Below are 24,986 nucleotides of genomic sequence, written 5' to 3'. Positions count from 1 at the left end.
TGCAGGTGTGTGAACTCGGCCGGCAAGGGGTGCTTGTCTGGGATGGACCATCACGGTCTAGGAAGGGCAGTGCAGTGCCCTGGAGAGTGCTATCTCAAGTGCGCGCCGGCAGAGTGTCTCTGCCGGGCGGATTAGCATCATCAAATGATGCGGTACTTGGACAGCTTGTCTTTGACGTAGCAAAAGATGGGTCCGATTACAGCGAAAATATCATCGCCAAGTCCTGGCACATCCTGTGTGGATTTGGTCCGTTTGCTCTCTCGGCCGAAGATCAAGGGCAGATCGGTTGCGGTGTCAATCAATAGCCAGGCTACAAGGCCAACGTACCCTGGAATAATCCAGAAATAGCTCGTGACCAGGACAAGCGCTGTAAAACACAGGAACAAGGTGTCACGGCGGTTGGTGTCGCTGTCTCGTTGAATTCGCGCCATCTTCGTCAGATAGACACGTTTGGCGGGCAGATAAATTTTTCCAGCGCTGAACAGCATCGCGAGGATTACGAGAGGGAATGCTGATTCCTTCCATTGCGCAAGCAGCCAGAAGCCTCCCTTTAGAATCCCAAAGAAGAAGCCCCCCAACACGACGAGGAACACCACGAGGCCGAGAGTCCATTTAACAAAATTCTTCATCTGACTACCCAAGGTTACTGACCAAAATCCATTATGGATGAGTGTCAGTGAAGCCGCCATGACCCCTTAGACTGATGTTTTGCCAGTTGTGTCTTGTCCATCGCGGATCAGTTCACTCCATAGCCGGCGGAAAATGCTCCAAAGTTTCGAAATCAATGCGAGTATTGATCGCATTCATGACTGCTTCTTCAAAGCTTTGACCAGTCGCATCGACCCAGCCGAAATTGGCCACATGCCAAGTCACACGATGCTGGCGGTATGCGCCGCCGCGCTCGTAGTCGATCACGACGCTGGCTAAATTGGAGCGGTCGTGCAACCAGTCCCAGCACTGCTGCATATTGGTACTCATAGCCCTAATGGTCTCCGTCGCTTGTGTCTTCATGCTCGTGTTGAGGGCGGCGCGCTACAAATGATGCGCTTATTGTGAGGCGTGATGCCCCGTGGCAGAACCGTTACCGGGCCGTGCGCAAGACATAGATTTTGGCTGATATTGGAGCCGTAAATTGCCGTGTGAGCAACAGACCGTTATGTTGAGCCCGGCGCGCATTTGCATCCAGGAGCAGAGTGTTGATTACCATCGAATACCATGAGCACCACATACCGAAAAGCCTTCATCACGCGATCATGGAGATCGTTGGCGACAATATTCACTCGCTCAGGAAGCAAAAGGTCGGGCTAGATGATCCGCTCTACGCGCTGGCGCGGGCGGAGCTGCTGACAGAGATCTCCATGTATCTGGAGTGGATTGGTGACCCTGGAAAGGCTACATCTCTTGTCATCGCGATCGAGCCATTTGAGGACGCGGCAATGGTTGTGGGTTTCATGATCGTCACCGCCTACCTCGACGGTAGCAAAGTCGCCGGCGTGAATTATGCGGCGGTGCGAGAGGGACATCGTCGTCAGGGGATTCTGAGACAAATGATGGCCGAGCTGACGAAACGAATTCCCAACCTTGGGCTTAGTGCCTCGATTGAGAACGTGCCAGTTTACGAAAAACTGGGGTTCTACCCGATCGAACACCGCGGTACGCACATCGCCATGGCGAACGCTGAGTTGCCCAAAGGGAAAATGTCATCTGTCGACATGGAATACGTTGGGCAACTGCCGCACGTCCTGCATCAGCGCTCGCTGCTACGTGACAAATACGGAAAGAAAGTTCGTGATGTCTACGCGGCGTTTGAGAAGGCCCAGCGTCAAGAGGGCGAGCGAGTCCAGGAGTATCTGGCATCCCGGGGGATTCACAAAGGGTAGCTGGTGATGAACTGCGGCATCCGAAAATGCCGTTCTTCAGCTGGTGACATCCAAGGCTCGAGGTCGGAAGCGGACCAGTCTCAAGCAACTGATTGTCTAGGCGCGGTGATGGCGCAGGCCGCAGGGATTGCTCCCATGCTCACTCTATCGCGTAGACCAGCCGTTTAGTCGCGGTGATATTCCGCGTGCATTGCCAGTAATCCCAAGCCGCGAGTGCTGCAATAGCCCAAAGGGGGATTGTGCCCAGCAGCCCCCCTCCCGCAAATAGAAGCGCGCCGCTGAGCACTGCACCAAGCACCCAAAGCGGCAGCTTTCCACCTCCCCACGGAAGCCCAACCTGTCCGAGACGAATACAGGTGTTTTTCAGCACCCCAACCATACGACGGCGCTCGGCGTCGCATAGCTTGTTTGCCTTCTTTACGCCTTCTTGCAGCGCCTGGTCCGGATTCTTGCGGTAGGCGGTCATATACGGCCCACCGATCCAGGACAGGAACTCTTCAGCATTGCTATTCATCTATGTTCGGTCGCTCGATCAAGTCGGTTTGGGCGCGTGGCGAATGAGCTTTCACCGAACTGCCGCTTGGTTTTCAGGCAGCTCGGCTTAATGCGTGACTCTACACGATCGGGGGTTGAATCGAATTGTTCCGTTTAGCCGCTGAACCCGTGGTCGACACAACTGCAGCGAAGCCAATGGTCCTTGTGCTGGCGCGCATCGGCCAACCCTTGAGCGACGCCGCTCATGAACGCTTCGTGTTCATCATCGTCCAGCGTGGCTGTGTGGCGCTGATAGGCGGCGTAGATGGTTGCCGCGGCGTCTGCTGGGGCGCTCTTGTTGCGCCAGCATTCGAAGAGCTCGGCGTCAAGACCTGAGGTTGCTACTGAAGCCTCTGGACAAGTCTTGTTCATCAGGTCAGCAACACCACGCGTAACCGCGCCAATCCACTTTGAATACGGCAGATCCAGAGGTGCTGCTGGCGGCAGCCAATGTGCTTCCATCTCGCCGATCAAACCAGCATGGTAATTCTGGTGATACAGCTCCGAGTACATCTCGTGGGCCAGATTATAATGGTCGGCCAGATCCGGCACGTCTTGCAGCAGTTGTGGAGCTGCTGGGCCGTAATGCCGGTAGGAGAGCACATCATTCGATGCGAGCTCCGCGACGGCTGCATGAGCGGCCTGGTAAGCCGCATCAACCTGCGGCTCGCGGCCGCCGACAGCAAGGATTACGAGATAGTCGGTCCAGAGGAAGCGGGCGGCAAGTGCTTCGCGGAAGGCTGCGTTCATGAAGTGAACTCCGGGTTTGCGATCATGGGATGGAGCCATCTTGAGATGTGCGCGCCCGTGCCAGAAGCGGTGCGCGTGGCGTCACCGCACTTATCGTCACTACGTGTCAGCCCTGAAAGCTTGGATCGACAACCCACACTTTGCCTTTGCTGGCGACGGCAAGTGGACGTGTTCGAAGAGCAAGCAGCGCGTGTCTTCCTGTCAGTTTGCCGGTAAGGACATGACTGGCAACGCTGGCCGCGTATTGGACTGTGTGAGCGATCGAGCGCCAGGTCGCCACAAAGCCTGATGGGGAAACGGGATCTCCGAGTAAACGCGACACCTCTTTAGCTTCCTCAGCCAGGAGTTCATTCGCGTTATCCGGGACGTCCACACTCCAAACCCAGCAATCAGCCTTAAGCTGAAGGAAGTACCGGGTGCGGCGCACCCCGGCCGGGCTCAGTGTTAGCGGGTCAGCGATAACTGACGAACCATCCTCGACTTCCAGCGTTACCATGCTCGAGTGCATGGTTTGTCCTTTCCAAGGCCCGTCAATGAAAGGAACGTAGGCAATCTCAGGCTTTGTCTCTGAAGCTCGGGAAGCAACGTTGATCTCATTGAAATCAAGCTTGTCAGCGCAGGTCATGCAATAGATCAGAGCTGCGCGTCCCTCGTGCACCTCAACGCTCGGCATTTCGCCGCTGCGCCAGGTTTCCCGGGTCACGGTAACAGTCATGGTGGTGTGACCGTCGGCAACAGCCTCGTCGCAATGCGAGCAGCTGGTAATAGCGGGTCTGATAGGAACAACGTCTGCGGACATGATGATCTCTCCATGGTTGGCTCAGATCATATCCCAGCTAGTTGGCCACCCCGGGATTGTGGGTGGCTCAGAATTCGATGCGGCTCAGGAGCATCTGGGGCTGTGCATATATCGACGCTTGAATCGAACAAACATTTCCGGCGCATGCTTCTGGCACACCTCTGTCAACAGCACTATCCCCTCATCGACCACACCGGTTGAGGCAATACCACTGCGCCATCGGCCCGCCAATTACGCGGGCCTTGGCAACGCCAGGGCGCGGGTGTCGCGCCGGTCAGCAAAGGACATTAACGATGAGCAAAGATACGAGCGCTGCGCTTTTGAATTTCCGGGCATGTGTTGAGGGCGCGCCCACTGGGACTTTCGAGGACGCCAAGGCACTGGGCAAGACTATTGATTTGACCTGCTCCACACTCATCCAGGATATTCGCGCGCTGGGCCTCAATGCCGATACCTGCGACCTGATTTTCGCCGTTGAAGCCGCGGTCTACAACTATGTTGCTCAATCCAACCCTAAATCCGGCCTGTTTCCAACCGCCGAAGGCTTTGGCTCGGCGATGAATACGTCTGAACGGGATCGCGTCATCGACGGCGTGAAACGCGACAGAGACTCGCTCGCCAAAGCTGGCTGAAGCGAAAAAATCGTCATACCTAATCGCCCGCCTTGCTGCGGGCTTTTGCTTTTTGGGCCCAAGCCCCGCCCCGTTTCAGACGAATCATACAGCCGCGGCTGTAACCTCCTACAGCCCCGATCACCAGAAGTTGCGAGAATCAGCTCTCATCAAATAGGGGAGCGACATGGAGTATCGCGGGATTGTTTTATCCAAACTCGAGGCGACGATCGTACGGAGCGCTCAACAGTCGTTGGGTGAGCTGCAGCAATTTATCGGTCGGCGGATCAGCGATGAGGAACGCGTCGAGGCATTGAACTACGCAGCTGAATCGGCGGCATTCATCAAGCTTGGGATGCATGACAGTGGCCTGGGCCGCTACGCCGCGCGTGAACTCCAGGAAATGGAGCCCTTTTTAGCCAGGGCCATTGCCGCAATTGAACAACCTGAGATTCAAAGTCGAGGCGGGCAGGGTGCTGGGTTGTGATTTGCACTGTTGGTTTACTCAGTGAGCAAGCCGGCCGCACGCAATACATCCATTGCGGCGTTGATCTCCTTGCATTCACTTTCTGCCAGATCCCTGAGCTTCTGGCCAAGTGCGCTGACCTTATCCGGATGGTACTCGGACATTCGTTTCCGATATGCGGCCTTGATATCGGATGACTCGAATTCTCCAGAAAGACCCAGGACTGCCAACGCTGACTCTACCGCTGGATCACGCACGTTGGCCTGCTCTGGCTGAACTGCCGGCTTCAGCTGCACGTTGTCACCCTCTATCACGACGGTGAACAGTGTCTTGCAGCCGCCGCATCGCCCGGCTTTCGCCTTAAGGGGTAGCGCCAGTTTGAGGTTCGCAGCACAGGACGGGCATCGGAGGATGATTTCAGCCCTGGGATTCGACGTTGCATCGATCCTGTAAAGCGAAAGCGTGTCCAGCCTTGTAGCTTCCACCAGCCTGCCAATGAGGCCTGGCGTCATCTGAGCAAGCTGGCGCTCCATTGTTCGGCCAAAGGCCCAGCTCCAGATGAAATGACCGTCGGTGGATGGTCCTGGGCTGCCGAGAGAGTGGAAGCCTTCCGAGCGCAACGAGATCAAGAACCCCAGCACTTTGGCCCGGTGGTAATAGAGATCCTGAGGCTGGGTCGCATTCGAAGCGCTGCCATGATGAATCAGGAACGCCTGGCGTTCGGTTTGATTGCCGATCTGTTCAACCAGATTGCCTTTAGGGCTGACCACCTCCGATCGCTTGAGCGCCAGATCCCAGTCGCGCTCGATGGCGCGAAGCAACTGATCGGGGAAGGGGCCAGGGCCTACATTGGCTCCAGCCTGCATCAGCAGAAGGATCGAATAAATCGCCAGGTTGAGGTTGACCAGTGATGAGTTGGTGGGCGTGAGGCACCCGGCACCATAGAGGGTTTCATCAATCAACTCACGGAGAGGGTTCGCCGCCCGGCGCTCAATACCCTCGTAGCGTGCGAAGATTGGCTTCAGCAGTCCATCCAGTGGATTGGATAGCGCCTCAATTCCGTCATCGGGTTTGGGCTCAGGACGGTGCTTCCAATCGATACCGGCCAGGGCGTAGCCAATGCGGTCGTTTAGAGTTCTTCGCAGACTTTTGAACATTGATGCAGCTGCCTTATCGTGTCAGCGCCAGCCGATGAGATGCCGGGATTGCTACGTTATCGGTCCATTTCTCTAATAGTTAAGGCCAGGCGGACCGTGTCAGATGTGGAAGTGGGTAAGGTCCGGTGATCGGTTGTGAGTATGCCTAACACCATCAACGAAAAAGCCCAGCATCGGCTGGGCTTTTCAGAACTGACGTAGCGGCTCAAATGCCGCCAATACGCAGCCGGAAATCACTCCACGCAACCCAGCGCACCACGAATGAGGATGCTGCAGCCAGGGCAATGACGATTGCTACGCTGACGAACAGCGGCAGTGTGGCTCCGGCCGGAGGGGAAGGTAGATCTTCGCTGTACAGCCCCTGCAGCACGACGTAGGCATAGATGTAGATCACAACCATCGAGAAGTTGGCGATACGGTCGGACATTCTGGTGTAGTGCTTGTCGTAGACCAGCGCCGCCCCGATGAGAAACACCATCACCAAAATGTCGATGTGTGCGAGATAGGTTGCTAGCTGCACCGGGGCAATGCGGGTCAGACCGATCAGGCTCGCGATGAATAGAAGGTTGAACCCGGTGATAGCTTTGAGAATCTGAATTCGCCCAGGTGGATCCTCGGTGAGGATATGGCCGATGGTCTTTTCAATCATGTTGACTCCTTATTGGGGAAATGAACGGGATCACTCCAATGTCGAGATTTCAACATATCTGAGACTCACCAGCGTTGCATCCCAAAAGCGGGTGTCGGAATTTGCCCCCCCAGCTTCAGTTCCTAAGATCTGTCGTCGAATCTTGAGTGCTTCTTCACGTTGTCGATCTTGGTGAGGATCTGCAGGTTCGCTTCGACATGCAGCCCGCAGACGCGCCTGCCTTGAATGGGCACTATGTGGTCAACCTCGTGCAGAGTTCCAGTCTCTGCAGTCAGTCTCCTGGCTTCAACGTAGATGGCTTCGATTGCGGCCAGATCAGCCCAGGCCGGCGTTGCGATCTTCAGAGCAGCACGGCGCTTGTCGGAATTCCACCTCAAAACATCCTTGCGCCGTTGAACCCGCAATTGGGCATCCTCACCGCCAGCGGCAGCCCGAACTTCATCATCACGCTCGAACTGCCGCATGCCTTAGCCCTCTGTAATGCGAATAGCTAATGAGCACATCGACTGCGATCAGTTGGCCTTGGCGATCTCTCGCAAGCACAGCTTGCAGCTCACCTCAGTGTTTACGTGAACTACCTGGTCGTTGGGGCGCACATATCCGCAGAGGGTGCCGGATAGGCGCTCGCGGTGATACTGCTCGCGAACGTGGTCAGGCATGATCTCGGCCGCAGTGACATGTGAGCTGTATTTGTGGATTTTGGGCGTTGCCATAGTGTCAGTCCTTGATTGGCTTTGTTGATGGTGTCGGAGCCTGCGATTTTACCGCAAAAGAACGCTGCAAGACCGCCGAGGCCAGGTGGGCCCAGTTGGTAGGGGAAACCTCAAGCGACCCGGCCTCGAACTGGTCGTTGATCTGGTCGACCAGTGAGGTGATGGCCACGTCGCTCGGTGCACCCTCGATAGCTGCTAGTGCATCTTCGAAATCACAAAACGCCAACGTGGCCATAACGGTAGTCCTGAACGATCAATGAGAATCAGCGAGGTCGTAGGTCAGTAAGTCCGAGTTCGACGGGTACCGCGATCGTTTCACCAAACTTGGTCACTACGATCGCCCGGCAGAGTGCGACCAGCTCGTTACGGCAAGGCTCCGTGGTGTAGTGTTCGCCGCCGGCATAGTAGATATCAGCAATCCAGCGCTCTGAGGACTCAGTCCCTTCCGCGCCGAAATGAGATTCCGGAGTGAGGGCAACTTGGAACTCACGCAGCAGTGGGCCTGCGTCCACCCAATCACTGCTAGGACGAAACGATCCCGCCCCTCGTGAGGTAACCCAATACGCCCGGCGAACGTTTTGGAGTTGTGCTGGAAGGATCTGGACGTTGAGCCCCTTTGCTTTCGCAACGGCCCAGTCCAGAGCTGGACCGTCAAGGTCGTTGATGCTCACCTGCACGAAGGCATCAGCTGCCGGGAGGGAGGATGTGTTAGTGAGGTGATTGTTCATGCTGGGGTCCAGGCGGTAAGTAGATGGTTCTATCCTGCCTGTATTTCCAGCGTGTCAGAACCCAAAACCCTTGGTCGTTTTCTTGGCCAATAAGGGATCGTAACTTCTTTCGTCCAGTTGAATCTGCCGGGTCTGGCTGATGGTGGACAGCGTCTTCGGCAGACCCGGTCTCAGACTTCAAGAACTCGATGCTGTCGCTGATGTACGCAGGCTGTACGGTGCGGTGCCAGGCAAGAGTCCTTCGTTGAATAGCCACAAGACGGCAACGATCAAAATGATTGAGACGACCATCATCATGAGGAAATACCCTGGCGTTAACCGGTCATCGCTCGGAGCAAGGTGCAGGCCTCCGATGGTGTCAGCCGGGAGGTAGTGGCCGGGAACTGTCCCTAGGGTCAGCTGGTATGTATGAACAGCCTTGCTGTGCGCCTCTCGAGCCTGCAGCAGGGCATCGTAAGCACGCCGCTGTTCCGGGGATTTGATGTGTTTCTGATCATCTCGGGATGACAACGGTATCCCTACGACTCGGCAATGCTCAACAGCCTTTCGATAGGTTTCACAGGCGACCTGAAGCGCCTTTTCACAGTCCTGCATACTAAAACCTCAAATCGATAATCATGACCTAGGAAGATTCTACAGTTTAACGGCTACAGAATTTTGGACGCACCTCGATTCCAGGTTTTAGATCTCTCCACCGTTATACTCTTCATCCAGCTGCCGGCCGAAATGGCGAGGCATGCCACGCCGATGACAACGACAGAGATTCAGATCATGGCTGACGTATTCCAATTCCCTGCCTCGGTTCGGATTCCGACCTCTGTTCGTTGGATGGGTTTGCTTCTGGAGCTATCGCGGTATTAAAGCTATCCCGCATTGGCTGGCTGAAAAGGGCCGCAAGTACGAAAACCCTCCCAGTGCAAAGACGGAAGCGGCTGGTAAGCGACTACGCGAACGTGACGGTTTCCAGCCAGGGAGGGAGCGTTAATTAATGTTTGGCAGGACCCCAATAGAGCTTGCCGGAGCACAGACAAGCGCTCAGCTGCATCCTCAAGCCCGCCTAGTCGCGGGCTAAGTCAGTAGAAGGGTGCGGGTTTCGCGTCCAGCTAGAAACTATCAGAGGGAAACATGGGAAAGAGTAACGCAGCTGTTTGCTACTGGTTTGTAATAATGCTGATCACCGGCTTGGGATTGCTCAAGATCACCCAGCCAATTAATGAATGGCTGATAGCGCTCATCGGTGTTGGCTTCGTTTGCTCGGCATGGTCCTTCATGAGTGGTCTGCTTTCTGTATTGCGTTCCGCACATCCTAGCTTGAAGCCGTCTTCTGACGGCGACAAGACCTCCGGTTGAGCCACTTGCACCTGAACGCAGTTGGGTAGGAAAACAACATGAGACACATACCCCTAATCCTGGCTCTTGCCTTTGCTCTCTCGGGCTGTGATGCCGCTAAGGATTGGGCGACTAAGCTGGACAAGCAGCAAAGAGAAGAACTGGGGCCGATGATCCTTGTCATGGTTCCTGGCTACAGGGTTACTGTTGATGGTCAGACGTTTCCAATCTATGGGACCGAAATCTGCCCAAGGGCCGTTACAGGGAAGGTGTTCATTTTGGGCGGCACATATGACTACCCCGAACAAGGGTTGAAAGGCTGTGTAGTCGTTCAGTCTAGAACCCAGCAGGTACGGATTCAGCGTGTGGTAGATGGTGGTGTGGTCAACGAGATTTGGCGTGTTGAGCACGGCGAAGACACGATGAAGCTCTGGACGTCAGATGGAAAACCTGTTGCTGCTGCAGCGCAGAGTTGAGGGAACATAGGTCATGCAACAGAAATTGGCAGCTTTGGCGCTGATGGGATGTGCAGTGTTCACTGGGTACGTTTACGCCGGTCAGCAACCGACCGTTGATAATCCTTACCTGCAGGAAGTCCTCTGTGGGAGCCGTCAGGTAGTGGACGCATTGCAACCTGCAAAGTTGGACGGCTGGGAGCAAAGGGTCATCATTGCAAACTTCACCGCCAATGCCATTGGTGACAAAGGCTTGGTGTGTAACATACACGCAGCTGTGAGACGCGAAAGCCGCAATGGTATGACTGGCGAGATTAGCCAAGTGGATCAGCTGCTTCTGGTGGGTGTAACAGGCGAGGGCACCATCGTCGCCGAGGTGATTGACAGAGTATTTGCCGACTCACTCTTGGCGTCTCAAGCCGCCAAGGCCATGGCGACAAATTGATCAAGGAGAACCATATGCTTGAGTTTTTAGGCTCGCTTGCTGCATTGCTGGTACTGCTTTTTTACGGTTTTTATCGGCTCTTTCGCAACTATCCACCTGAGGCTAAGGCACGTCTCAGCTCGGTAGGCTTCCCCGCCGGTGACACCGACGCAAAGGCACAACGGTTTTTGCGCTTGTGTATGGTCTGTGCAGTGCTCAGTGCGGCTTCATTTTTGGCAGAATACCTCTGCACAAAATTCTAGGGACCCCGCTGCTATGCGCGCCTGATTGAGTAAGGTCACAAGTTTTATCAACCACTTACGAGTTCTCGGAAACCGTACCAGGTACACCCAAGCCCCGGCCTGAAAAGCGGGGCCGAGTGCGTAGGAGATGGGCAATTTGGCCCATGAATCGAGCAGGAAACGACAATTGAATATTTGGATTCTGGCTGGTGGCAGTTCATTGATGTTTGCTCTGGGCGGGACTGTTCCACTGATTAGCACTGGATCGGGTTCACCCTATACCGCGGGTGCAATTGTTCTTCTCACCATGGCATTAGCAACGAACTGGAAGCCGTCGGCGTAGTAGGTAAATGACAATGGAAGCGGTAATTGACTGTCCTGCGTTGCATCAAAAATCAGATGGATATCCATATGGTGACCGCGTTCCTCGAACCGTCCGGATGCTCAAGACCGTCACGGCCGACCCTATGCCCGTGATTGGGTTCGGGTACATTGAGGGTGATTTGCCAATCGCAATCATCAGTCAAACCTTACCAGTGTGGACGAACAGTCATGGTGCTGTCGCAGCAATCCTTGGGGACGGTAAAAGGCTTGGCCTGCGGCCGGGTGAGTTTGAGGTGGCCACCTGGCACGATTCTGAGGGGTGAGGCACTGACATGTTGACGCGAATCGCAGCATTACTGGGTGGCGTTGCCGGACTTTTTACGCTGGCGTGGCAGATCGGCGTCATCGGCTATCACTTCGGTAGTGCTCCTGTACCTGTGAAGATCGCCATTGTCGTGATCGCCGCGCTCCTCACACTTTTCTTGATGGTGTTCGCCTTTGAGGTCGCCCGGCATTTGGCTGCGAAGCTTCGATCCTGGCTCCGGCGCGGCCGGTAAGTCGACCCTCTGAGCTGGCGCTGATACACGGCCTGCAGATCAAGCCCTGTTCAATTCTGGGAAATGACAATGAACGAAAGATCACCCCTGACGCCAGGCCAGCGCGAGCTCAAGAACGAGTTCGATGCAGCGCAGCATTGGCTGCTGAGGGCGATCCACTCAGGGAGTGTGGCTTCCGAGGAAACCTTGGCCATGTTGCGGGATCGAGTTGCCAATGCCCAGGCTCGTTGCCGAGATGAGGGTTTGGAGCTCGAGACAATTTATGAGTCGTCCCAGCGGCAACGTGCTGTGCGTGAGGCTCAGACTCATCAGTACGCTGGGCAACAGAAGACAATCAAACCGATCGTCTCGCGAACTGCCCGTTTCTGGATCTCCGCCGCCGGCGGAGCGCTCGCAGGCTGTCTGACCGCAGACATGCACCTGGCAGTCCCATTGGTAGGAGGGCTCATTACTTGTGGGCTGATCCAGTTTTACCTTGCAGCGTGGTTCCCGACTGCAGGCTTCCGCGTTGGTTATCGGGCAATGGCCAACGATGTTGCCTACCTCAGGTTTTGGCCTGAGGGCTCACCGGATCAGAAGGATTTTGACTCGGCGTGCCGTCACTACCGAGTCAAGAATGGTCGACAAGGATGAATTCGAGTTCAGTGATAGGGGATGAACCATCAGTGTCGCGGTTCACGAGTTTGAATGAACGTGGACGCTGTGCCGGCCGCTGGAACGGCCGGACAGAAATGATCAGTAGCGGCGTGGAGCAAGCTTATCAAGCTTGTTGCTCAAAACAAGCTGTCCAATGCAGCACAGTACAAATACGGCCAATGCGGTGTATCGCCAAGCTTCGTCCGCCGGCACGTAGAAGATAGATCCAATCATCATGAGCAGCTGGATCACGATGAGTATCATCCGGAAACCGTTCAGACGCTTGATTCGTTTACCAAACAGGGTTTGCATCTCAGTCGCGATCTCTAAGGGAGGGTGATTGCTGTCAATGGTGCCGACGTAATCCACTTCTTGCAATCCAAACTGAGGGCCTTGAATTGGATGATTGACTGGGGCCAGGAACGTTTCCCGGGCTTTCTCTTCTTCAATTGCTTGAGTGATAGATACGGGCGACGCCTTGAGCAAGGTCGATACCAGTTCTCTGAGCTCCTGATTGGTATTCAGTTGGCATAGCCCGATCGAGTCCTTGGCCTCCCTCCGGTCTATGATCCGCTGTTGTATAGCCGCTATCACAGGACCTGCGTCAGCTGAGTCCTCGATCACAATGATGTCGCCTGGACGGCATCCTCTGGCACCGAATGCACGACGATCCATGTCCCTCACCGCGACAGAGCGTTCAAATCGATCTGAAAGGCTTTTTACCCATCCGGCGCACCACTCACCGGTGGTCTCACAGCGGTAACTGCAACGCTGTCCGACTTGAATAGCAACACCGTAGGCATCGTGCCGAGTAGGGCTGTCTGGGTCTGGATGAATGTGTTCCCACCAGTAGCCGCGCATGTACTTAGGTCGGGCTGGGAATTGCGCCATGAAAGCGCAAGTGATCAAGCGGTCCAACTCATTGGTGATGTTGATCTGTTCCATTGCCTGCTGCTTGGCAGACTCGATAGTGGAGTTAACTGAAAAAACGGTCCCGACGTCAGCATGAGAAAATGCAAGAAACGTGAGCGTCATACCATCCTTCTCGACGTTGAAAGCATCAAGACTCTCGCTGCCCCCAAGTTGGTTCTCAAGTAGGGCGGCGGCCTCATCAACGCTGCCGGCGACAACCTGGGCTGTATAGCTCCATGGCCTATCAGCTCCATCATCGGCATCGTCAGATTGCGAGAGAATCTGCACAGCCACTTTGGACGGAGAAGCGCTTGGGAATGGGGCCGCGGTAGTTGGGTGCATGATCGCCTCGGTTATGTCTGGGAATGAGTACATCGTGAGGCTGGTGGGGGTGTGGCAGAAGCCGTTGCAGGGATGTTGATCAGCGAGATCGAAAGCCAAGCCGAGGTTTCCGTTTGACAGAGAGGGCAGTGCAAATGGCCCTATGATCTTAGGGCCATATCCGTGCCGACTGTTCAGAGCTGCTCGACTTGAACACGAAACGCCCGATCAGTAGGGTGCAGGGGCAGCCGGGATTTGATTGCCCCCGATTCCAATCCAGCCTTGAAGTCAAACGCGGTTTGCGGGTCGAAGAAATACGCCTCTTCAACCTCAAGCGTCTCTCTCCCATCATCAGACGTTTGAACAACGCAGTAGACAAATTTGCTGTGGGGGGCCGCGTCCGGGTAGAACCGGTAGGAGTCGATGCTTGAGCTGTTCTTTTTGCCGCTGGCGCTGATGGTGAATTCGATCTGCTCTTTCGAAAAACGCGGATCGTGATGATAGCCGGTGACTTTCACCAGATACGGCGCTTCGTGCATGAAGGCCATGAAAAGTGTCTGACCGATCTGCGGACGGTAGTCCGGGGTATAAGCACTCATTGATGAATTCCTTTGAGAGGTGCGCGATTCATAACGCTCATCTTCAATGATGGAGTCGCGTGCCAGAAGCCTGATGGCTGGCATCGTCAGGCTGTGGTGATATCTGACCGAATGGCGCTGTTCAGAGGGTAGTAAGCATTCAGCTCCAAATCCTCATATCGGGATTCAAACGATTGGGGCACTGGTGTGTTCGGGCCAATGGGCCACCCAGCAGGATGTGGTTATGGATTCTGCGACCCTGCAGGCATTTTGGATGGCCATGGCGGGCATCTGCCTTGAATAGGAAGGTCTCGCTAGTTATGTTGCATCTGTCTTGCCTGAGCAGGAGCGCTGCTATGCGTGCCGTCTCAATGTTCGAGAGCGGTTACAACTCAAGCCGGCTTTCATACAACTCGAACCCTCACAGGCCGCTCGAAATCGGGATAAACGCGATGGCAAAAAAGTCGACCCTAGCCGAACACTTACGAGATGAAATGCTTGAGCGTGCTGCCGACAGGGCATGGGCAGGTGATCCTGACCTTTGTATTTCTGCCTACCAGCGCTCAGCGGGTCGAGTGCACCACCCGTTGAATAAGATCAAGGCGGTTTTGGATGCTGCCCGCCGATCAGAGCTTTTCAAGCATGACGGCTACATTCGTGCTTGCGATGCGACCGGCCGGCGCGAAGTTCTGCACCCTTTGTTCGTACTCAAAAGTTAAGGGGGCGAATGATGACCATTCGGGTCAGTAAGCCGATGCGCAACGTGTTGATGAAGTTGAGCGATGGCTGGGGATGGGATGACTTCGGTATTACCGGACCATTGAGTTACTCAGCGCGACTTCGAACCTGCGAAGCACTGGCCAAGCAGGGACTACTTACCTCTTCTCATGGTGACTTCTTCCTGACCGGTGCAGGGGAAGCACTCGCAAAGCAGTTCAGCGATCAAGCCAGAGCCGATCGGGCTGCGAGTTGAGAGAATTGTAGTTCGCGGCATCTCAGGCTTGCCAAAGATCTGGAGTCGCTCAGGTGCGATCATGACCTGTCTGAGCGTCACCAGAGGGATTATTGTTGTGCTCGGATTTGAATACCCGGCCAGCAGGTGTCCACGTTTTCATCACCGGTCCTGGTAGGGCAGTAAGTTAGTTGTATTTCGCAAGTCCATCATCTGATCACGGAATCGAGTCATGACAATTTTCGCGGGCCTGGTCTCTGAGGGCACCTCAAATTTGAAGTACCACGCGCTGCGTCCGGATGAGACTGCGGCATGCAGTAGCGCTTTGCCCGTGCGTCGCGAGGGTCCAGCGTCATCGATTCATAACGACCTTCGGTGCCGGGCCCGGGCATGTCATAAATTGTTCCGTGTTGCTGATCTGGAACCGAGGTCCGGAGGTGAACCAGCTCACTTGCCCCAGACATCCACAAAGCTGACAGGGGCTACAGTCACTCAGGCCGGCGGCGAGATTCAGGTGCTGGAGAACGCCAGCGTTTCGGTTTGTCAGTTGGGTGGTGATGCGCTGGATGGGGTTCTTGATCAGAAGGGTGCCCTCATGTCCCCGGAGCTGACAGCTGGCGCTGAGAATGCTGAACTTGAAGCGCTTCGCCGCGACGCAGGGCTTTATCGATGGCTACGGGAACGTGGTTGGTACATCGACAGCGCTGCGAATGCCCTGGGCCTGATTCCTCCGAGAAGGGCTTGGGCTGAAAAGCCGTCTCGGCCTGATTGGGACGAAGTCGAAGACGCGTTGGTCGCATTGATCAACGGTGAAAGCGATCATGTCTGCGGGTATGAATGATATAGCCGGTGATTATGCTGCTCGTCTCGTAGCCCTGAATTTGCGCTGGCCATTTTGAATTTGAGCTCCTGTGCTTGGGTGATACCTTTTCCAGGTCATACCTTTGAGACTTCGCGAATGAGTAGCAACAAGCAGCTCAATACCCAGGACTATATTGAGCCTGAGGAGCGGCCTAACCACAGCGAGCGCTGGACTTACACGTCTATTGCGTTCCGAAGCTCCCGTCAGAAATTCCGCTATTTTTATCTGCCTCAAATTGCATTGCTGGTGATCATCCCCCTTTTGTGCAAATGGTCCCTAAGCGAGGGCAACTCACAATCGGATGCAGTGGGCATGTCAATGACACTGTTTGCCTTCTACATGTGGTTTTGCTTCTTCTACTGGTGGCCAATGTTGGGCGCGGGTTGGCTGAGTGAAGTGGAGGACTTGTTTGGCCCCAAAACCAGAGCCAGCCTCTGGAAACAGTTCAGGTCGGGTGAAATCCGAGCTACAGGAATTAACGTCCCTCAAACCTCAAAGGACGTTGGTGAGTACGATCGATCGGAGTACAAGAAGTTACTCGCGGTAAAGGATGATCGGATCGATCCGACCTAAAAATGCGTGTCGGGTCTTGACCCCACTCACGCATGCTCGTCCTAACGGATGTCCAGGAGCTCACCGTTCCTCCGATCTTGGTGAGCCTGAAGGTTGTCGATGATGAAATCCGATGCCTGGTTTTGGCTTGATGAGGGCAGGCCTCTCGGTAGACTGAATTTCTCAAAGCACAATCTTAAATTCCCAACATCACAAACGGATCCCCGATGAAGAACTCACTCACTGGACTGTTGCTGTTGGTCCTTGCAGGACCGGTATTTGCCGCAAAGAACGAGATCACCATCCCGGCGCTTACTCCTCTCCCATTCGTCTTGGGCAGCACCGGTGGAGTGGTTAGCGCCAACGTGGAAAACTGGGGCTCCCTGGGCGATGTGACGGAGGGTATCGGCAAGGTGGGGAGCCACGCCGCGGATCAGCTGCAGGCCAGCAAGTGCACCCTCACCCTTGCCGTCCATCGCGACGCTGACGGCCGCCTTCAATCTCAGGACGGCCTGGCAAGCATTTCATGCGCGCAATCATTGGGATCCATCGTCGCTCTTGATGTACCTGGGGTGATCGTTGACAGCAAAGGCATGCAAGGCCTGCAGAAAGGTGAGGTTGGCGAGAAGGCATTTTTTATCGTGCAGTCGACCCTAAGCATCCCCTCGGAGAGCATGTAGTCAGCGATCGCTCCACGCCGGCCAGTAATTCGTAGTGCTGGCCGACGCTTCACTCTCCATACGACTCATCCTGAAAAGCCTGCTCTATATGCCTAAGTCGTTACCCAGCCATGGGATTGGTTAGCTGGGGTCGCCTGATCCTTGGCCGGTCTGTATTGTCTGCCTCTGTAGACACTAAATCGTCGGAGCAAGTGCAATGCAGGAGTACGTTCAAGCCTTCAAGGAAGCTATGGCCCGGACATCTGAGATCGCAGCTGGATTGTCCAACTATCCCCTGAAGATTCAACCAGGGCTCAAGATCGACGTACCTCCGATCGTTGATGCTATCGCCCGCGACTTATCCAGCTTTTTGCCGCATACAGACGTGCTGCCCGGGAAGTGCTTTAGGATTGCCCGGGAACTGTCCTACATCCTGTTTGATCTAGGTGTCCGGCATACCGTCACGGTTGGAGACATCGAGCTGGTGGATGGCCTCTATGTCGACCTCACACTCGAACAGCTGCAGCATGACGTCGCCGAGGGCTATGGGCTGGACTTCCAGAACGGTCGTCCTGTAGGCCGGCCGATCAACGCTCATGCCTGGATCACCTTGGAGAATGGGTGTGTGATCGATACCACGATCCTCCCTTCACAGCATCGCAAAAGTGAAAACCCATCTGAGCTTTTGACATTTGCCGATGCTGTCTACTTTTCCGGCAAGCAGCACACCCCAGTAGTACGGCACATACCGATGATGACCGGGCTTGTGTATCACCAGCTGGTGCTTATCGGGGAGGGTGACGGCGACGCACAGCATTACTGCCAGTGGTCAGAGGATTATGCGAGGTTGATGGGCCGGCTGGATCTACTCAGGCTGGTACCCGCACTCAGGCCCGATTGATTCAATCCTCACTGCTGGTACAAACCGGCAGGGGCGTTCTGATCTGAGAATGGCCCCATGTCGTCGCCAATCAATCATTGCCAACACCTCCAGCGGTTAAGAAATCTGAATCGCAGGCACAAAAAAAGCCGCCGGTTGGGGCAGCTTTTTGGGAATCAATGGCGAGGATTAGCCAGCGAGACGGCCAACAGGCTCAATGTCGCGACCTTTGGTCAGTGCGGCATCAAGGAAACGGCTGGCGTTGCCGGAGCGCTGGGCAAGGACCGCGCGGGCTTCAGCCTGGAAGCGGGCAGCCATCAGAGGTTTCGGTTCGTGCTTAGGCTTCTGCATAGACACCTCTCGGGTATCGGAATTTAGGTGGATAGTATTACTGCGCAATAGCGATGACAAGCCGGTCCGTCGGATCGAAGGTGAACCCCAGGCTCTCATAAACCGGGATTGCACCCGCTGCGGGCTCCTGGACCTCGATCTCCGTGCAACCGATCAGTAGTGCGTAGTTCTCGACAACGGTCAGCGCCAGCGCGGCCACAGCACCTCGTAGGGGGTGTGACTTGTCTGGCTTGCCCTCAAGAATCACGATCTTAATGCAGATCTTGCTCTTGCGAGGGGTGGCGTAGCAAAGCCCGCACAACTCCTGGCCAAACCAGATCGACAGATCAAACCCGCGGGTGTCGTCCTGCTTCCATTCAGGGACATCGTCCCAAGGGTAGAGCGTCGCCTGCTCACCCCAGAGATACGATGCATCGATCTCTGTTTGGGTGATGGTTTCGAAGCGGATTTGGGAAGTGTCGATTCCCCGGGCCTTGAGGTTCTCGTTTGAGTGCGCCAGCTCCTGCGCTGCCTTACGTGCTTCAGACCTCTGGATCTGGTAGCGGTATTCGTTGCCGCGATTCTTGGACATGGGTTACCAACAGCGGGATTCAATTGCCCGCTAGGATAACGGGAATTCCGCATCTTTACAGGGTGTTGCTGCCCGCTGCAGGCGCTCGATGCGCCAGCCTCGCCATCGTTAACCCTCTCGATTTTTTGCCAACAAAAAGCCCGCGTTTGGCGGGCTTCTGTTAACTGCTGCTGTGTCGCGACCGAAGCAGTAGGTAAAACGGACATTCATCGCCGAAATAGGTCTGTCTGGGTCGGTGGTTTAGCTTACAAAAATTGTAGCTTACAAAAAGTGTAAGGTATTTCCTGGCTGACAGTTGGCGCTGGTTTACCGCCCGCGAATGCCTCTATCAGGCAGCTGCTGCAGATTGCCCTCGAGGGGCGCAGATTGGCTGTGTGCTACCAAACAAACCCTCCGTGAAGCTGTAAACCCACTGTGGCAACAAGCCTGACAGGCAGTTGTCTGCGTAGGCTTTGTCATCAGGCGACAGCGATTTTTCTATCGGATGCTCGGCGTTCAGTTCGCTATAAACCGTCGCTAGATACTCGCCTCCTGACTTGGGGACGGTGGAGAGCAGGCGAAGGAACAAACGAGATCGAGCGTCATAGTCCTGGGCCTGATTCAGCTCTATCAGCGCCAAGGCTGCAGCCATCCCACCACCAGGGGTAGCGTAGACCGCTTCAAACCCTCTCATCGCTGCCTCGGTGGATATCTTGCCTTCATGGAGAGCAGATCGCAGACTAATGGCAGTGCTCGTATTAGCCGCGAAGTCGACGGTGTACCGGGAATATTGCTTGTTAGCAGCCATGCCAAGTAGGGCCGTGACCAATATTGCAACCAACTTCATCAGGGTTGAGCGTCGATTGCTGAGCTTGCCGGTAGGCGGGGAGGAGGTAGCGATTGGTGTCATGCGGTTTGCGATCCTAATGAAGGGTTTGAAGTGAATGTATCTACCTCTACATCCACTGCAACCCAAAATATAGGTTCGGAATTCGTTAAGGGAGCTGGAGCGCCCGGTCGTGCGCAATCAGGGCTTTAGCTTTCGACTTCAGGAACCCTACGGGCCAGGATGGACAGTTTATCCTGTGCAGCAACCCCAAACCGCGGAGGGTGGGTTTGGGGACGTCCAAGCCAATGTCCTGGCAGACCCTGCAGGCCAATACGCCAGTGTCCGGGAAATATTTGACGATCGAAGCTTTGAAGTTGCAGTAGGTGCATTCCATGACAAACCGTTCCCTCTCGATGATGGGGCCACGTCGGTGTTCACTGTAACCAGCTGTTCTGCATCAGGCTCAGTCGAAGTCCAACGATCAAGCGGTCAAACCACACATTCTGAAAAGCCCGCTCTTACCTGAGGCTGAAGGCGGTTTCTCAGCCCGCTCTGGCTTCCTGGGTATTGCACAGCACGACTGAGTAGCCAGCCGGGCTGCTGTCCTCTTCAAGAGCTTGAACGACACCTAGCGATGCCAGCGCAGCCCTTGCCGCCGGCTCATTCGCCTGCAGTGCCTCGCGCTCTGCAGATGCCCACAGATCCACCCCGGTGCCGGAGCGACCATTGTCTATCCAGCTGGAGCAGGACTCTGCTTCTTCCTTCGCTGCTTCCAGATAATCCGCGGTGCGGCAATGCGGGCAAATGTAGGTAGCGTCTTCAGGATCCCAGCCTTCGCCGTCACCCGCGTTCCAGAGATAGCCGCCCTCGCGGCATTCCCAGTCACCGGACTGATACGCGCATCCGCTCATTCCTCACTCTCCGCTTCGGTAGAGATCACAGTCAAAGGCTTGCCGCAGGAGTGACAGAACCTCATGCCGTTCTCTTTTGGACCTTCGTCCGTAAACGCCCATGCTGTCCCGCAGGCGGTGTTCCACATGAAATCCGCCTTCTGGTACGTCCAGGCGCAGGAAAGCTGCGAGGGCGACTCGGAGATCTGCTCGTTGGCCTCGCCCTGGGTTGGAGGGGTGAACGTTTCGGGATCCTGCTGCCACCATACGTGGAGCCCAATCGGATCTAGCCTGCCGGTCACCGGAAACTCAGCGTGCACTGACTCGACATTGATCACGCGCAGAGAGTGTTTCGCTATGAACTCGTTTACGTGCGTGAGGGCGATTTCGAAGTTCTGATGTTCGTTCCCTCCCTTGAAGAATGGAAACCAGGTTCGTCCTATCATGCTCACATCTCTGCTGGAAAACCGGCACTCGGCTTTCGATGGGCGAATCATAGAATTCTGTAAAATCGAGTGCCATCCAAAAACAGGCTGTGTTTTTCGGCCGCGCACACGGTGCTGTCTCGGTCGTTATATTCAAGCCTGTATGCAGATTTCGTCGTGATGATGAGGTCGCATTTATGATCTGCACTGCGCCGTCTGGCGGGCGGTTTATGCGATCGCCGACCAATCATGCTTATGAACTGGGCATTGCACGAATCGATCTTTCAGCCCAGCTTTGAGGATATTTATCAGTGGACCTCACGTTCCCCGTTACACCCGCAGCCGATAAGGAACCGCTGCTGTTGACCAATGACCAGCAAGCCGACATTCGTGCAACCGCGAAGAAGGTCCAGCAGCACCTCCAAATGATCCCGTTCTTTCTGGACAACGAAGGTCTGTCCAGGGAGATGGCCCGCAGTGTGCTTAAACTGGCCGAGAGTGACCTGGCTGTATTGGGCAAGCTTATCGGTGTACCCACCGAGTCAGCAGAACGCATCGAGCAGCGTCATGGGGATATCCGTCGCGCCAACCTGCGGGTGCGTGAGCTTGAGCACCTTCTAGGCCAGGCACAGCCCGTTGAGGCAATCCAGCCGGCGCTACGAACGCTGTGCGAGCAGCTGAATGGCTGGTGGGATCTGGAGGGCTTCGGTCATGTCAGCGACATTGCCTTTGGCGAATACAATGCCAAGGTTAGTTTTTCTTGCCAGTTCGTGGGATGCAAACCACACCTGGTAGCTCCCGAAGGTAAAACTCACAAAGAGCGGAAGGCGCTATGGCTCGCAAGCCTTGAGGCTCGTGGTTTCGTGCTGCTAAACGATGACGGCGACAAGGGAGTGCAGGATTGCCCTGAAAGCCGTAACGCTCTGCGGGCGCTGTTCGCTCAGCGTCTAGGCAACGCATTGGTCAGTCAGTTTGTAAGCCGCGAGACCCGCAATTCCGTATCCCAGTTGATATCGGTTGAGGTCATTATTCGAGATCTTTCACTGATACGTGCGCTGCCTGTGCCGCCGGCCAATGCAGAAGAAATCGACGTCTAGAGCGTCCTCAGTCTCGTCAGTAGAATGCGCTGCAACTGACCTCCTTCTTTCCCACGCCGAGGGCGTAAACATAGCCAATCCAAGGGGATCCTCCATGCGCTCAATCGAGCCCAGCCAACAGCTGGTCAACGAGCTGGCTTCCATTGCACGTATAAGGCCTCCGCGGCTGAGGGTCTTTGGCGGTCGGAACGTCTTCTACAGTCCGTTCACACATCGCATCTATCTCTCCAGCCAGTTGGTAGCAGGGATGAACCGCGACGCGCTGGACACATTGCTCGCGCATGAAATCGGCCATGCGCAGCGGCGCGGGAAGATGCTCCGGAATTTCGTCCGGTTCAGTGTGCTTCCGATCGCGGGTGTGCTAATCGGCGGCGCATTGACCTTCATTTGTTACCAGGTCTTCGGTGCAGGCTGGCAGGCCATTGTTGCCATGGGAGTCGGTCTGCTGGTGACGGGCTATCTCGACAGAATAAACACCCCGATCTACGAAGCGGCATCATTAATCGAAGAGTTCTCAGCAGACACGTTTGCTGAGTCTGTAGCTGGGGCCCCAGGTGCGATGGAGCGTGCGCTGAGAGATGCGGCAAGAATTGAGGATGGCGGTGTGTTGGGCGCTCAGGCTGAGCTTCGAATCCAACGGCTGAAATCAGCCTGAGGTGTAGTCGAACTAGGAGATCGCCGCAGGCCTTCTGTCGTGCGGCGTCACCTGAGGGGATTATTCAATTCGTGCTGGGCTGGTCCAGGTGAGGGCCGACGTAGGCGATCACCATCCGGTCATCGATGATGTCGAAGTAGATTCGCATCCCTTCCACAGCACCCCAACCGTTCCCAGTCCGTAGGCGGTACTCGAAGAATCGAGTCTCACCCTTGTAGTGAAACTCACGCTGAGCTCTCATCGAACTGTCCTGAGCAACCGACTGCGACTCTTTCGCCGCGAACGCTCCAGCAAATAACTCTCTGCCGACCGTTCCCATGGGTGTGCCGGCGCGAACCTGGTCGAGGTAATCGAATACCAGTTTGCAAAGATGCTCGCTGAGGCGTTCAGGATTTGCAAAGTTCTCAGATTGCCGAGCAGACTTCCAGGCAGATTCGAGTACGAGGAGGCGATCGGGGGCCATCAGGCTGTAAAACCTCAAGAGGTCCTCTGGCTTGAGTCGTTGCCCCTGCACATGCCGGCGCGCTAAATCCTGGAATGACTGATCCAATGTCCCGTTGGGGGTCTCAAGGCGGTTTTGGAGTGCGCTGTTTGCCGAGTTGAGACGGAAGATTTCTGCCTGCGCAGCCTTGAGTTCAGTTTCGAGGTGAGTATTTATATCGAGCAGCTCTGTCTCGATGTCGGTTTTGGTGTGCTGGATCTGCGGTGGGGTTTCTCGGGGCGAATCAGCACCTAGCAAGTCTGTGGGCGATGGCGCCGTGCTGGACTGTGCAGCCTTCACGGCATCGATAGCATTGATGAATATCTGAGCTGCTTCCAAAACAGTCTTGGCCCGGCTCAGTCCTCTGGTGACCATTTCATTCCGTTGAAGGGAGAGATCTGCTCCTTTCTTGCTTAGGCTGCCCAGCAATTCAAAGTCGCCTTTACCACCCGCCACCGCTTCCGAAATCTCCTTGTTCACATCCAAGAGGGCTCTGGCCACGATCGTAGCGTTGTCTGAGAAGGTCTGATCTTCCAGCACCTCTTGTGTCGCACTTCGAAATATGCGCGCACGGTCTACCAGGTCTTGAGTTATAACCACTGTATGAAGGGTGGTTTCTGGGATGAGATCCAGTTCGAAATTGATTCCAGCCGCCGCCAAAGCAGCTTCATCAACATTCAGATCTTTCAGGTCAAAGCACAGGTATTCCCACCATTCATTCGCGTCCTCTATCACACTCCAGACGGCGTAACTGGTGAACCGGGATGCTGGCGAGGACGCCAATGCGAAGCTCTGCAGGGTTTCAAGGACGGCGTCTATTCGGTCCGCACCCTTTGTCACTCGCCTCTGCAAAGCGCTAAGTGATGCAGTCAACAGTAGCGGTCCGCCCCAATAAATATCCGTCTCGAATATTGGGGAGTAGGGGTCAATCTCTTCGGAAAGCTCTGGTGTGGCCACATACATTGTTGAGAACTGTGGGTGGTCCACAAGGATGCATTCTCGGATAAAGCGAACCGGGATCATCTGCAGGTAGAGATGGACCACCATTTCAAGACAAAACTGAAGCCTCATGTTGCTGGCCGTAGAGCTGTAGTCATTAACAGATTCGAATACCGCATCAAGCATCAGGGCTGCCGTAGCGAGCTCGTGACTGAATCCACCGACTTCCATCACTTCGCCAAGCTGGGGAACAGCCTCCTCAGTCATAGCCATCAGTTCGCTGGGTGAGCTTGACTGGATCTGCTGCAGGAGGCTCTCGTAGAGGTCGGGGCCAATGATTTCCTTGGTTCTGTCCTCAAGCCTGGCCTGCGGCATCAACTCCTGCACGCGCTCCACGCCAAGGCTTTTCTCGAGTACCGCGCGTCGGTCATCGTCGAGTAGTACAGTCGACAGCAGCATGCCGTTCTGCATGAGCTTGAGATCACTGCGACTAAAACCCTCAAGCCGGATACCCGATTCGATGATCTCGTCCCTTAAGGCGGAGACATTCTCCGTGGCCCCATACCAACTCGTCCACGCCTCATCGCACGTAAACGGGAGTACATATTTGGTCGGGGAGGTGACGACGGAATGGATCATCTCATCGCTGATAAGACCAGCGTTGCGGTCTGGTGGTCTTTTGACCTTCTTCTGACGGACCATCGTTGCTTCCTTGTTCTTTGAATGTTGTGGACCCACTGAGTCCACTCCAGAGCGCTCGGGCCTAAGAGAGCGAGTCTGGGGTATTCACAGAAGTCGG

35 protein-coding genes are annotated in these 24,986 nt (G+C 55.3%); 16 read left to right on the top strand and 19 right to left on the bottom strand.

What is annotated here, in order from left to right:
• Positions 1-140 precede the first annotated feature (140 nt).
• Both AC07V9_RS05920 and AC07V9_RS05915 read right to left on the bottom strand, forming a co-directional pair.
• Positions 141-629, bottom strand: coding sequence for a hypothetical protein (locus AC07V9_RS05920; protein WP_495014785.1), 489 nt, complete (start codon positions 627-629; stop codon positions 141-143).
• A 112-nt stretch (positions 630-741) separates the two neighbouring features.
• Positions 742-978, bottom strand: coding sequence for a hypothetical protein (locus AC07V9_RS05915; protein ID WP_495014784.1), 237 nt, complete (start codon positions 976-978; stop codon positions 742-744).
• Between the two features lie 218 nt (positions 979-1,196).
• On the opposite strand from AC07V9_RS05915, the gene AC07V9_RS05910 reads away from it, so the two are divergent.
• Entirely contained in the window at positions 1,197-1,880 is a 684-nt protein-coding gene (locus AC07V9_RS05910) for a GNAT family N-acetyltransferase (protein ID WP_495014783.1), read from the top strand.
• A gap of 139 nt (positions 1,881-2,019) precedes the next feature.
• Here the strand turns inward: AC07V9_RS05910 and AC07V9_RS05905 are convergent, their stop codons facing one another.
• The 3 genes from AC07V9_RS05905 to AC07V9_RS05895 form a co-directional block, all read right to left on the bottom strand.
• On the bottom strand, positions 2,020-2,394 hold the full coding sequence (locus AC07V9_RS05905) for a hypothetical protein (RefSeq protein ID WP_495014782.1): 375 nt from the start codon (positions 2,392-2,394) through the stop codon (positions 2,020-2,022).
• Positions 2,395-2,528: 134 nt separating this feature from the next.
• A complete protein-coding gene (locus tag AC07V9_RS05900) occupies positions 2,529-3,164 on the bottom strand; it encodes a hypothetical protein (RefSeq protein WP_495014781.1) in 636 nt (211 codons plus the stop codon).
• 106 nt (positions 3,165-3,270) lie between these two features.
• The gene (locus AC07V9_RS05895) at positions 3,271-3,963 is read right to left on the bottom strand and encodes a hypothetical protein (RefSeq protein ID WP_495014780.1); all 693 of its coding nucleotides are present in this window, start codon (positions 3,961-3,963) and stop codon (positions 3,271-3,273) included.
• 293 nt (positions 3,964-4,256) lie between these two features.
• Here AC07V9_RS05895 and AC07V9_RS05890 point away from each other — a divergent pair, with 293 nt between their 5' ends.
• Positions 4,257-4,595 carry a hypothetical protein gene (locus AC07V9_RS05890; RefSeq protein WP_495014779.1) on the top strand — a complete coding sequence of 113 codons (339 nt, stop codon included), beginning with the start codon at positions 4,257-4,259 and terminating at the stop codon, positions 4,593-4,595.
• 166 nt (positions 4,596-4,761) lie between these two features.
• The gene (locus tag AC07V9_RS05885) at positions 4,762-5,061 is read left to right on the top strand and encodes a hypothetical protein (protein WP_495014778.1); all 300 of its coding nucleotides are present in this window, start codon (positions 4,762-4,764) and stop codon (positions 5,059-5,061) included.
• Between the two features lie 14 nt (positions 5,062-5,075).
• On the opposite strand, the gene AC07V9_RS05880 is transcribed toward AC07V9_RS05885, so the two are convergent.
• From AC07V9_RS05880 to AC07V9_RS05855, 6 genes are all read right to left on the bottom strand, one after another.
• The gene (locus AC07V9_RS05880; RefSeq protein ID WP_495014777.1) at positions 5,076-6,197 is read right to left on the bottom strand and encodes a J domain-containing protein; all 1,122 of its coding nucleotides are present in this window, start codon (positions 6,195-6,197) and stop codon (positions 5,076-5,078) included.
• Between the two features lie 205 nt (positions 6,198-6,402).
• The gene (locus AC07V9_RS05875) at positions 6,403-6,846 is read right to left on the bottom strand and encodes a hypothetical protein (protein ID WP_495014776.1); all 444 of its coding nucleotides are present in this window, start codon (positions 6,844-6,846) and stop codon (positions 6,403-6,405) included.
• 122 nt (positions 6,847-6,968) lie between these two features.
• Positions 6,969-7,310: an HNH endonuclease family protein gene (locus tag AC07V9_RS05870; protein WP_495014775.1), complete on the bottom strand. Its 342-nt coding sequence runs from the start codon at positions 7,308-7,310 to the stop codon at positions 6,969-6,971.
• Positions 7,311-7,358: 48 nt separating this feature from the next.
• Positions 7,359-7,559, bottom strand: coding sequence for a hypothetical protein (locus tag AC07V9_RS05865; protein WP_495014774.1), 201 nt, complete (start codon positions 7,557-7,559; stop codon positions 7,359-7,361).
• Positions 7,560-7,563: 4 nt separating this feature from the next.
• Complete coding sequence (locus AC07V9_RS05860) at positions 7,564-7,794, bottom strand: hypothetical protein (protein WP_495014773.1); 231 nt, start codon at positions 7,792-7,794, stop codon at positions 7,564-7,566.
• A 28-nt stretch (positions 7,795-7,822) separates the two neighbouring features.
• Positions 7,823-8,287: a phage protein NinX family protein gene (locus AC07V9_RS05855; RefSeq protein WP_495014772.1), complete on the bottom strand. Its 465-nt coding sequence runs from the start codon at positions 8,285-8,287 to the stop codon at positions 7,823-7,825.
• A 1,167-nt stretch (positions 8,288-9,454) separates the two neighbouring features.
• Here AC07V9_RS05855 and AC07V9_RS05850 point away from each other — a divergent pair.
• The 5 genes from AC07V9_RS05850 to AC07V9_RS05830 all read left to right on the top strand — a co-directional run bounded on the left by AC07V9_RS05850 (position 9,455) and on the right by AC07V9_RS05830 (position 11,618).
• Positions 9,455-9,637 carry a hypothetical protein gene (locus AC07V9_RS05850; RefSeq protein ID WP_495014771.1) on the top strand — a complete coding sequence of 61 codons (183 nt, stop codon included), beginning with the start codon at positions 9,455-9,457 and terminating at the stop codon, positions 9,635-9,637.
• 38 nt (positions 9,638-9,675) lie between these two features.
• Entirely contained in the window at positions 9,676-10,092 is a 417-nt protein-coding gene (locus AC07V9_RS05845; protein WP_495014770.1) for a hypothetical protein, read from the top strand.
• 13 nt (positions 10,093-10,105) lie between these two features.
• Entirely contained in the window at positions 10,106-10,516 is a 411-nt protein-coding gene (locus AC07V9_RS05840) for a hypothetical protein (RefSeq protein WP_495014769.1), read from the top strand.
• Positions 10,517-10,530: 14 nt separating this feature from the next.
• Positions 10,531-10,758: a hypothetical protein gene (locus AC07V9_RS05835; protein ID WP_495014768.1), complete on the top strand. Its 228-nt coding sequence runs from the start codon at positions 10,531-10,533 to the stop codon at positions 10,756-10,758.
• A 635-nt stretch (positions 10,759-11,393) separates the two neighbouring features.
• A complete protein-coding gene (locus AC07V9_RS05830) occupies positions 11,394-11,618 on the top strand; it encodes a hypothetical protein (RefSeq protein ID WP_495014767.1) in 225 nt (74 codons plus the stop codon).
• A gap of 735 nt (positions 11,619-12,353) precedes the next feature.
• Here the strand turns inward: AC07V9_RS05830 and AC07V9_RS05825 are convergent.
• Both AC07V9_RS05825 and AC07V9_RS05820 read right to left on the bottom strand, forming a co-directional pair.
• Positions 12,354-13,607, bottom strand: a complete 1,254-nt coding sequence (locus AC07V9_RS05825) for a hypothetical protein (protein ID WP_495014766.1) — start codon at positions 13,605-13,607, stop codon at positions 12,354-12,356.
• 74 nt (positions 13,608-13,681) lie between these two features.
• The gene (locus AC07V9_RS05820) at positions 13,682-14,170 is read right to left on the bottom strand and encodes a hypothetical protein (protein ID WP_495014765.1); all 489 of its coding nucleotides are present in this window, start codon (positions 14,168-14,170) and stop codon (positions 13,682-13,684) included.
• 251 nt (positions 14,171-14,421) lie between these two features.
• On the opposite strand from AC07V9_RS05820, the gene AC07V9_RS05815 reads away from it, so the two are divergent.
• The 6 genes from AC07V9_RS05815 to AC07V9_RS05790 all read left to right on the top strand — a co-directional run bounded on the left by AC07V9_RS05815 (position 14,422) and on the right by AC07V9_RS05790 (position 17,991).
• The gene (locus tag AC07V9_RS05815; protein ID WP_495014764.1) at positions 14,422-14,784 is read left to right on the top strand and encodes a hypothetical protein; all 363 of its coding nucleotides are present in this window, start codon (positions 14,422-14,424) and stop codon (positions 14,782-14,784) included.
• Between the two features lie 8 nt (positions 14,785-14,792).
• On the top strand, positions 14,793-15,038 hold the full coding sequence (locus AC07V9_RS05810) for a hypothetical protein (protein ID WP_495014763.1): 246 nt from the start codon (positions 14,793-14,795) through the stop codon (positions 15,036-15,038).
• A 430-nt stretch (positions 15,039-15,468) separates the two neighbouring features.
• Positions 15,469-15,858 (top strand): hypothetical protein, encoded by a 390-nt coding sequence (locus AC07V9_RS05805; protein WP_495014762.1) that lies wholly within the window; start codon positions 15,469-15,471, stop codon positions 15,856-15,858.
• 117 nt (positions 15,859-15,975) lie between these two features.
• Entirely contained in the window at positions 15,976-16,452 is a 477-nt protein-coding gene (locus AC07V9_RS05800) for a hypothetical protein (RefSeq protein WP_495014761.1), read from the top strand.
• Between the two features lie 206 nt (positions 16,453-16,658).
• Entirely contained in the window at positions 16,659-17,111 is a 453-nt protein-coding gene (locus AC07V9_RS05795) for a hypothetical protein (RefSeq protein WP_495014760.1), read from the top strand.
• Between the two features lie 196 nt (positions 17,112-17,307).
• On the top strand, positions 17,308-17,991 hold the full coding sequence (locus tag AC07V9_RS05790) for a hypothetical protein (RefSeq protein ID WP_495014759.1): 684 nt from the start codon (positions 17,308-17,310) through the stop codon (positions 17,989-17,991).
• Positions 17,992-18,159: 168 nt separating this feature from the next.
• Here AC07V9_RS05790 and AC07V9_RS05785 read toward each other — a convergent pair whose 3' ends face one another.
• The 5 genes from AC07V9_RS05785 to AC07V9_RS05765 all read right to left on the bottom strand — a co-directional run bounded on the left by AC07V9_RS05785 (position 18,160) and on the right by AC07V9_RS05765 (position 21,036).
• The gene (locus tag AC07V9_RS05785; RefSeq protein ID WP_495014758.1) at positions 18,160-18,321 is read right to left on the bottom strand and encodes a hypothetical protein; all 162 of its coding nucleotides are present in this window, start codon (positions 18,319-18,321) and stop codon (positions 18,160-18,162) included.
• A gap of 37 nt (positions 18,322-18,358) precedes the next feature.
• A complete protein-coding gene (locus AC07V9_RS05780) occupies positions 18,359-18,892 on the bottom strand; it encodes an N-acetyltransferase (RefSeq protein ID WP_495014757.1) in 534 nt (177 codons plus the stop codon).
• A gap of 328 nt (positions 18,893-19,220) precedes the next feature.
• Complete coding sequence (locus AC07V9_RS05775; RefSeq protein WP_495014756.1) at positions 19,221-19,781, bottom strand: hypothetical protein; 561 nt, start codon at positions 19,779-19,781, stop codon at positions 19,221-19,223.
• Positions 19,782-20,242: 461 nt separating this feature from the next.
• Positions 20,243-20,611, bottom strand: coding sequence for a hypothetical protein (locus AC07V9_RS05770; RefSeq protein WP_495014755.1), 369 nt, complete (start codon positions 20,609-20,611; stop codon positions 20,243-20,245).
• Positions 20,608-21,036, bottom strand: coding sequence for a hypothetical protein (locus AC07V9_RS05765; RefSeq protein ID WP_495014754.1), 429 nt, complete (start codon positions 21,034-21,036; stop codon positions 20,608-20,610). The genes AC07V9_RS05770 and AC07V9_RS05765 overlap by 4 nt, the downstream gene beginning before the upstream one ends.
• Positions 21,037-21,326: 290 nt before the next feature.
• Here AC07V9_RS05765 and AC07V9_RS05760 point away from each other — a divergent pair, with 290 nt between their 5' ends.
• Together AC07V9_RS05760 and AC07V9_RS05755 are read left to right on the top strand one after the other, a co-directional pair.
• Complete coding sequence (locus tag AC07V9_RS05760) at positions 21,327-22,112, top strand: hypothetical protein (RefSeq protein ID WP_495014753.1); 786 nt, start codon at positions 21,327-21,329, stop codon at positions 22,110-22,112.
• Positions 22,113-22,206: 94 nt separating this feature from the next.
• Entirely contained in the window at positions 22,207-22,767 is a 561-nt protein-coding gene (locus AC07V9_RS05755) for a M48 family metallopeptidase (RefSeq protein WP_495014752.1), read from the top strand.
• A gap of 64 nt (positions 22,768-22,831) precedes the next feature.
• On the opposite strand, the gene AC07V9_RS05750 is transcribed toward AC07V9_RS05755, so the two are convergent.
• Positions 22,832-24,889, bottom strand: a complete 2,058-nt coding sequence (locus AC07V9_RS05750; protein ID WP_495014751.1) for a hypothetical protein — start codon at positions 24,887-24,889, stop codon at positions 22,832-22,834.
• Positions 24,890-24,986: the final 97 nt, after the last annotated feature.

The sequence above is a fragment of the Pseudomonas sp. GW821-FHT02A11 genome (assembly GCF_059421985.1).
Note: the sequence above shows the minus strand (reverse complement) of the source record. Positions and strands in the feature narration are given on the sequence as shown.

Coding starts and splice junctions, on each gene's coding strand:
- AC07V9_RS05920 (WP_495014785.1), bottom strand. CDS start 629: ATGAAGAATTTTGTTAAATGGACTCTCGGCCTCGTGGTGTTCCTCGTC.
- AC07V9_RS05915 (WP_495014784.1), bottom strand. CDS start 978: ATGAGTACCAATATGCAGCAGTGCTGGGACTGGTTGCACGACCGCTCC.
- AC07V9_RS05905 (WP_495014782.1), bottom strand. CDS start 2,394: ATGAATAGCAATGCTGAAGAGTTCCTGTCCTGGATCGGTGGGCCGTAT.
- AC07V9_RS05900 (WP_495014781.1), bottom strand. CDS start 3,164: ATGAACGCAGCCTTCCGCGAAGCACTTGCCGCCCGCTTCCTCTGGACC.
- AC07V9_RS05895 (WP_495014780.1), bottom strand. CDS start 3,963: ATGTCCGCAGACGTTGTTCCTATCAGACCCGCTATTACCAGCTGCTCG.
- AC07V9_RS05890 (WP_495014779.1), top strand. CDS start 4,257: ATGAGCAAAGATACGAGCGCTGCGCTTTTGAATTTCCGGGCATGTGTT.
- AC07V9_RS05885 (WP_495014778.1), top strand. CDS start 4,762: ATGGAGTATCGCGGGATTGTTTTATCCAAACTCGAGGCGACGATCGTA.
- AC07V9_RS05880 (WP_495014777.1), bottom strand. CDS start 6,197: ATGTTCAAAAGTCTGCGAAGAACTCTAAACGACCGCATTGGCTACGCC.
- AC07V9_RS05875 (WP_495014776.1), bottom strand. CDS start 6,846: ATGATTGAAAAGACCATCGGCCATATCCTCACCGAGGATCCACCTGGG.
- AC07V9_RS05870 (WP_495014775.1), bottom strand. CDS start 7,310: ATGCGGCAGTTCGAGCGTGATGATGAAGTTCGGGCTGCCGCTGGCGGT.
- AC07V9_RS05865 (WP_495014774.1), bottom strand. CDS start 7,559: ATGGCAACGCCCAAAATCCACAAATACAGCTCACATGTCACTGCGGCC.
- AC07V9_RS05860 (WP_495014773.1), bottom strand. CDS start 7,794: ATGGCCACGTTGGCGTTTTGTGATTTCGAAGATGCACTAGCAGCTATC.
- AC07V9_RS05855 (WP_495014772.1), bottom strand. CDS start 8,287: ATGAACAATCACCTCACTAACACATCCTCCCTCCCGGCAGCTGATGCC.
- AC07V9_RS05850 (WP_495014771.1), top strand. CDS start 9,455: ATGCTGATCACCGGCTTGGGATTGCTCAAGATCACCCAGCCAATTAAT.
- AC07V9_RS05845 (WP_495014770.1), top strand. CDS start 9,676: ATGAGACACATACCCCTAATCCTGGCTCTTGCCTTTGCTCTCTCGGGC.
- AC07V9_RS05840 (WP_495014769.1), top strand. CDS start 10,106: ATGCAACAGAAATTGGCAGCTTTGGCGCTGATGGGATGTGCAGTGTTC.
- AC07V9_RS05835 (WP_495014768.1), top strand. CDS start 10,531: ATGCTTGAGTTTTTAGGCTCGCTTGCTGCATTGCTGGTACTGCTTTTT.
- AC07V9_RS05830 (WP_495014767.1), top strand. CDS start 11,394: ATGTTGACGCGAATCGCAGCATTACTGGGTGGCGTTGCCGGACTTTTT.
- AC07V9_RS05820 (WP_495014765.1), bottom strand. CDS start 14,170: ATGCCAGCCATCAGGCTTCTGGCACGCGACTCCATCATTGAAGATGAG.
- AC07V9_RS05815 (WP_495014764.1), top strand. CDS start 14,422: ATGCGTGCCGTCTCAATGTTCGAGAGCGGTTACAACTCAAGCCGGCTT.
- AC07V9_RS05810 (WP_495014763.1), top strand. CDS start 14,793: ATGATGACCATTCGGGTCAGTAAGCCGATGCGCAACGTGTTGATGAAG.
- AC07V9_RS05800 (WP_495014761.1), top strand. CDS start 15,976: ATGAGTAGCAACAAGCAGCTCAATACCCAGGACTATATTGAGCCTGAG.
- AC07V9_RS05795 (WP_495014760.1), top strand. CDS start 16,659: ATGAAGAACTCACTCACTGGACTGTTGCTGTTGGTCCTTGCAGGACCG.
- AC07V9_RS05790 (WP_495014759.1), top strand. CDS start 17,308: ATGCAGGAGTACGTTCAAGCCTTCAAGGAAGCTATGGCCCGGACATCT.
- AC07V9_RS05785 (WP_495014758.1), bottom strand. CDS start 18,321: ATGCAGAAGCCTAAGCACGAACCGAAACCTCTGATGGCTGCCCGCTTC.
- AC07V9_RS05780 (WP_495014757.1), bottom strand. CDS start 18,892: ATGTCCAAGAATCGCGGCAACGAATACCGCTACCAGATCCAGAGGTCT.
- AC07V9_RS05775 (WP_495014756.1), bottom strand. CDS start 19,781: ATGACACCAATCGCTACCTCCTCCCCGCCTACCGGCAAGCTCAGCAAT.
- AC07V9_RS05770 (WP_495014755.1), bottom strand. CDS start 20,611: ATGAGCGGATGCGCGTATCAGTCCGGTGACTGGGAATGCCGCGAGGGC.
- AC07V9_RS05765 (WP_495014754.1), bottom strand. CDS start 21,036: ATGATAGGACGAACCTGGTTTCCATTCTTCAAGGGAGGGAACGAACAT.
- AC07V9_RS05755 (WP_495014752.1), top strand. CDS start 22,207: ATGCGCTCAATCGAGCCCAGCCAACAGCTGGTCAACGAGCTGGCTTCC.
- AC07V9_RS05750 (WP_495014751.1), bottom strand. CDS start 24,889: ATGGTCCGTCAGAAGAAGGTCAAAAGACCACCAGACCGCAACGCTGGT.